The organism is Terrisporobacter muris (genome assembly GCF_024621905.1).
In the GTDB taxonomy this organism is placed as follows: Bacteria; Bacillota; Clostridia; order Peptostreptococcales; family Peptostreptococcaceae; genus Terrisporobacter; species Terrisporobacter muris.
This window is the reverse complement of sequence record NZ_JANKBY010000264.1, coordinates 1-5,307: the sequence shown is the minus strand read 5'-3', so window position 1 is coordinate 5,307 and position 5,307 is coordinate 1. Positions and strand designations below refer to the sequence as shown.

The 5,307-nt window shown below is 28.4% G+C and carries 6 protein-coding genes; 3 read left to right on the top strand and 3 right to left on the bottom strand.

Going from position 1 to position 5,307, the window contains the following annotated elements; genetic code table 11:
• Window positions 1–165: 165 nt before the first annotated feature.
• Window positions 166–546 (bottom strand): DUF6483 family protein, encoded by a 381-nt coding sequence (locus tag NSA58_RS15550; protein WP_039681054.1) that lies wholly within the window; start codon window positions 544–546, stop codon window positions 166–168.
• 193 nt (window positions 547–739) lie between these two features.
• On the opposite strand from NSA58_RS15550, the gene uvsE reads away from it, so the two are divergent.
• A complete protein-coding gene (gene uvsE / locus NSA58_RS15545; RefSeq protein ID WP_074429760.1) occupies window positions 740–1,699 on the top strand; it encodes a UV DNA damage repair endonuclease UvsE in 960 nt (319 codons plus the stop codon).
• Window positions 1,700–1,921: 222 nt separating this feature from the next.
• On the opposite strand, the gene NSA58_RS15540 is transcribed toward uvsE, so the two are convergent.
• A complete protein-coding gene (locus NSA58_RS15540; protein WP_074429761.1) occupies window positions 1,922–2,302 on the bottom strand; it encodes a DUF4363 family protein in 381 nt (126 codons plus the stop codon).
• Between the two features lie 11 nt (window positions 2,303–2,313).
• On the bottom strand, window positions 2,314–2,970 hold the full coding sequence (locus tag NSA58_RS15535; protein WP_039681057.1) for a DUF421 domain-containing protein: 657 nt from the start codon (window positions 2,968–2,970) through the stop codon (window positions 2,314–2,316).
• Between the two features lie 107 nt (window positions 2,971–3,077).
• Here NSA58_RS15535 and NSA58_RS15530 point away from each other — a divergent pair, with 107 nt between their 5' ends.
• Both NSA58_RS15530 and miaB read left to right on the top strand, forming a co-directional pair.
• Entirely contained in the window at window positions 3,078–3,539 is a 462-nt protein-coding gene (locus NSA58_RS15530; protein WP_074429762.1) for a C-GCAxxG-C-C family (seleno)protein, read from the top strand.
• A gap of 189 nt (window positions 3,540–3,728) precedes the next feature.
• Window positions 3,729–5,165: a tRNA (N6-isopentenyl adenosine(37)-C2)-methylthiotransferase MiaB gene (gene miaB / locus NSA58_RS15525; protein ID WP_039681059.1), complete on the top strand. Its 1,437-nt coding sequence runs from the start codon at window positions 3,729–3,731 to the stop codon at window positions 5,163–5,165.
• The last annotated feature ends 142 nt before the right edge of the window (window positions 5,166–5,307 follow it).

Sequence of the window (5,307 nt, the reverse complement as noted above, 5' to 3'; positions counted from 1 at the left end):
TAATAAAGTATATAAGTTTTTAAGCAAAATGGATATAAAATAAAATAATAACTAAAAAAGCTGTGAGATATAATAAAAAACATATCTCACAGCTTTTTTGCAACACAGTTGACTAAATCACCAGTAAAATAATTTCAGAGCAAGTACTTAAAAATCATCTCTTAACTAGAATAAAAACTCAACCATGGTAGATACACCATATTCTTTACAAATAGATTTAATACCTTCACTAATTTCATCTCGAGAGTAATCATTTTTCTCCAAATAATCATCACCAAAATCATTAAGGTATAAATAGAAAGATATGGCCATTTCAAACTGTCTCATATCAGAAGTATTTATCTCATCAAATAACATATCTTCAGCCTCATTAATTTTGCCACTATTCACAAGTTCCAATAACTTTACATATAGAAAATCTACCTTTGAATATTCATTATTCTCAGGAAGTTCATATTCTATATCATTTTTACCAAGTACTATAAAAGCTATAGACTTTGCTAAATCATTAATCATTCTCAAAATAAAATCTTTATCTAGTTTCATGAATTTCACTCCTAATTTAATATGTATAAGTATTATTGTTCCAACTTTAACTAAAATTGTATCACAATAAATAAATTCATTCAAATTTAAAGAAAATTAAATAATATGTGGTAAAAATTGATAAATGTAATTTGAGAATACTATATCTAAATATAAGAAAAAATAAAATTAAATAAAAATTAAGGAGAAAACTATGAGAGTAAGATTAGGATATGTGGCAATAGCACTAAATTTAAAAAATGTTACGTCCTCAAGTACAGTGACTTTTGCTAATTACAATAAATTAAAAAGTGAAGAAGAAAGGTTGAGAAAACTAAAAAAAGTTACATTTTCTAATTTAGAGGACTTAGAAACTATTTTAAAATACAACATAGAAAACAATATTCATTTTTATAGATTAACTTCAAAATTAATACCTTTAACAACTCATCCAGAAGTAGTATGGGCATATGAAAAGTATTTTAGTAAGGAACTAAATAGAATAGGAAGGATAATTAAAGATTCTAATATGAGACTAGATGCTCACCCAGATCAATTTAATGTGATAAATAGTGTTAAAGAAAAGGTGGTAGAAGATACCATAAGAAACCTTAACCATGCAGTAGATCTATTTGAACTTATGAATTATGATGAGGGTAAGTTAGTAATTCATACAGGTAGTTCTGTAGGAGGAAAGGAAGATAGTATACTTAGATTTATTTCAAACTATAAAACTTTCCCAAGTAGGATAAAAGAAAGGTTAATACTAGAAAATGACGATAAGGTTTTTACGGCTAAAGATGTACTTAGAGTCTGCGAAGAAATACAAGTTCCCATGGTTGTAGATATACATCATCACAATTGTAAAAATGATGGGGAGAATATGAGAGATTTACTTCCGCATATATTTTCCACATGGGATAAGGAAATACTGCCACCTAAGATTCATTTTTCCAGTCCGAGGGAAGGCAATCTAGATAGAAAACATGCTGATTATATAGATGTTAATGATTTTGCAAGTTTCTTAGATTTAGCAAAAGAAAGTGTAAATATAGATTTTGATGTAATGATAGAAGCTAAGAAGAAAGATCAAGCCCTTTTTAAGCTAATTAAAGATTTGAATAAAATAAATTATGATTGTAAATTTATAGATAACAGTACTATAGAAATATAATAAAAATTCCTAGTAGGATATAATATAAATACATTATAAAAACAGAAAAACCGTAAAACACTACCTATAAAGATATTACTCTTTTTGTAGGTAGTGTTTTAAATATAAAATTAATTTAAAAGCCAAGGCTTTTAAAAATTCCTTTCGCTCAAGCCACTGCGTGGTCGCTCCAGTCATAGCGTCAACGAGATGCCTTTGCTCACGCTTCAGGCAACTCCGTTACTAAAAAATCCTATTAAGGTTGTAGCATTCATCTTCCATTAAGTTTTCAAAAACCATTTTTATTTTCTCAATTTCTTGAAGGGTTATCATTTTTTCTTCTAAATATATACTTTGTTCAAGAATTTCCAATGATGCAAATATTTCATTAAAATAACCATGATTTATTAATTTGTACCATACATTCTTTTCTTCCTCTAATTTCATTTTAGTATCCTTTAAAATATAAGAAGCTTGCTCCCATTTATCTTCTTTTATATTTTCTTCTAAAACGTTGATTTCATTTATATAATTATATGAAAAATCATTTATTTTTTGATGATTAAATAATCCTACTATGATAAAGATTATGGTCCATGTAATCACAAAAAAAGAAGATTTCATAAAGCAACACCTCACTCATATTTTTTTTGAATAAATATTTTGTCATATTCATCTAACACACAAATAAGCACATCTTTTAAATTATCTATGTGATGAGATTTTAGAATGTTCAATAACCATGTTTCATCTTCGTTGATTAGTTTCAAATTATTTTTAATGATCTTACCATCTTGTATCAATGATATAGGAAGATGGTTATATTCTCTACTTGGAGTGGTGTTGTAAGTTGTTGTTGGAACAACACTTAAACCACCGTCTGTTTCTAATAAAGCGTATTGAACATATTTGATATTAAAATATCCTTGAATACGAAGTTGTTCTAAAAGTTCATCAATAGTTATTTTTTCTTTTCTCAGGATATTGTAATCTATTTTGCCTTTGTTAATTAGAATAGATGGTTTTCCAGATACAATTCTACTTACTAATCTTGCTTTAATTCCTAAGATAGAAATTAATGTTTGCATAAATACTAACCCTGTTAGGGCAGCTATTCCGTATATCATGGGAATATCATTGTTCTCCATGGGTGTGGAAGCTACTTCAGCTATCAGTAAAGTTATAACTAAATCAAAACAATTCATCTCAGCTATTTCACCTTTACCCATAATTCTTAATGAAATTAATACGGCAATATATAGTATTATACTTCTAATAAATACTACTAACATGTTTTCTCCCTCCTTGAGCAATATCATAATTTAGTATTTCTAAATTTTAATCCTTTATGTATAATTTATATATACAGAATAAAATCTTGTTTTAAAAGGGGGACAAAATGGTAGAAAGTATTAATATAAAAGAAACTGTTGAAGATGCAAAATATATATTTAATAATGGATTTGCATGTTCAGAATCTGTTATTTATGCAATTCGTAAAAACTTTCAATTAGATTTGCCTGATGATGTAATAGCTATGTCATCTGGATTTCCTTGGGGATTAGGTAGAGCCTATTGTATATGTGGAGCATTGGCTGGTGGAACTATGTGTCTGGGGTATTTCTTTGGAAGAAGAGAACCTGGTGATCCAAAGATTAATAGATGTTTTGACTTAACAAAAGAATTTAGTGATGAGTTTGTAAAATTTGCAGGTTATCAGTGTTGTGGTAAAATAACAGATGGTCTTGATAGAGAACATAATGGTCATAAGGAAAAATGTACACAGGTAGTTGCTCATGCTACAGAAACTGTATGTAGAATTGTTTGTAGGAATCTGGGTATAGAAGTTATAGAAAATTAGATAAGGCAGCTTTACGAAGAGGAATATATAAATAATTTAGAATCGGATTACATAATGATTAAAAAATAGTAAATTAGGCAAAAAATATAATTAAAGCACCAGGATATATATCCTGGTGCTTTTTACTAGTATTTTTAACAAAATTTATGATATAATTAAATTTGCATTATTTACTAAGGAGGAAGACAAATGGGAAAAAGAAAACAAGTTCAAGTTCCTGTAGAAAAGATAGAAGAGCAAAATAGATTTATTGAAGCAATAGCTGAGAAAAATTCTAGATATTTTGCTATAAATAAAAGAAAACCTAAATACATGATCCAAACTTTTGGATGTCAAATGAATGAACATGATTCAGAAAATTTAGCAGGGATGTTAGATGCTATGGGTTATGAAGCTACACTTATGACAAATGATTGTGATTTAATAATATATAATACTTGTGCAGTAAGAGAAAATGCTGAACTTAAAGTTTATGGTAACTTAGGTCACTTAAAATTAGCTAAAAGAAAAAATCCAGACTTAAAAATAGCTGTATGTGGATGTATGATGCAACAGCCTCATGTTGTTAAAGAAATAAAATCAAAGTACAAACATGTTGATTTAGTATTTGGGACACATAATTTATATAAATTCCCAGAGCTTTTAACAAATACTATGGATAGTGATTCTATATTAGTTGATGTTTGGGATGTGGATGGAGAAGTAGTAGAAGGTCTTAGAAGTAGTAGAAAATTTGAGCTTAAAGCCTTCGTAAACATAATGTATGGATGTAATAATTTCTGTACTTACTGTATAGTTCCATATACAAGAGGTAGAGAAAGATCTAGAACTCCAGAAGATATAATAAATGAAATAAAAGAATTAGCAGCTAATGGTACTAAAGAAATAACTTTACTTGGTCAAAATGTTGATTCATATGGAAAAACTTTAGAAGAAGATATAACATTTGCTCAGTTACTTAGAATGGTAAATGAAGTAGAAGGATTAGAGAGAATAAGATTTATGACTTCTCATCCAAAAGATATATCTGACGAAGTTATATATGCTATGAGAGATTGTGATAAAGTATGTGAATTCCTACACTTACCAGTACAATGTGGTTCTACAAGTCTTCTTAAAAAAATGAACAGACATTACTCTAAAGAAGATTATTTAAGAATAATAGAAAAAGCTAAAGCTGAAATACCAGGAATTGCATTTTCTACTGACTTAATGATAGGATTCCCAGGAGAGACAGAAGAAGATTTATTAGATACTATAGATGTAGTCGAAAAAGTTAAATACGACAACGCATTTACTTTTATATATTCTAAGAGAGAAGGAACTCCAGCCGCTAAGATGGAAGACCAAATTCCAGAAGATGTTAAACATGAAAGATTTAACAGAGTATTAGCTAAAGTAAATGAAATACTTGCAGGTTTAAATGCTCAGTATGTTGGAAAAACTGTTGAAGTTTTAATAGAAGGAAAAAGTAAAACTGATGAAAGTAAATTTACTGGAAGAACTAGACAAAATAAACTTGTTAACTTCACAGTGAAAAATCCAGAAGCAGATTTACTTGGAAAATTAATGAACGTAAAAATTACAGAAGCTACAACATTCTCGCTAGTTGGTGAGGAAGTTTAATAATGATAAAAGGTGTGAAATTAAATTTCACACCTTTTTTGTTGAGCAAGGACGTGTATTAAAGTGGTAACTAGGATATATCGCTGACGATATGAAATGTTTCGTCGCACGTCGCTTGAGCCAAGTGAATTTTAAGCTTCTT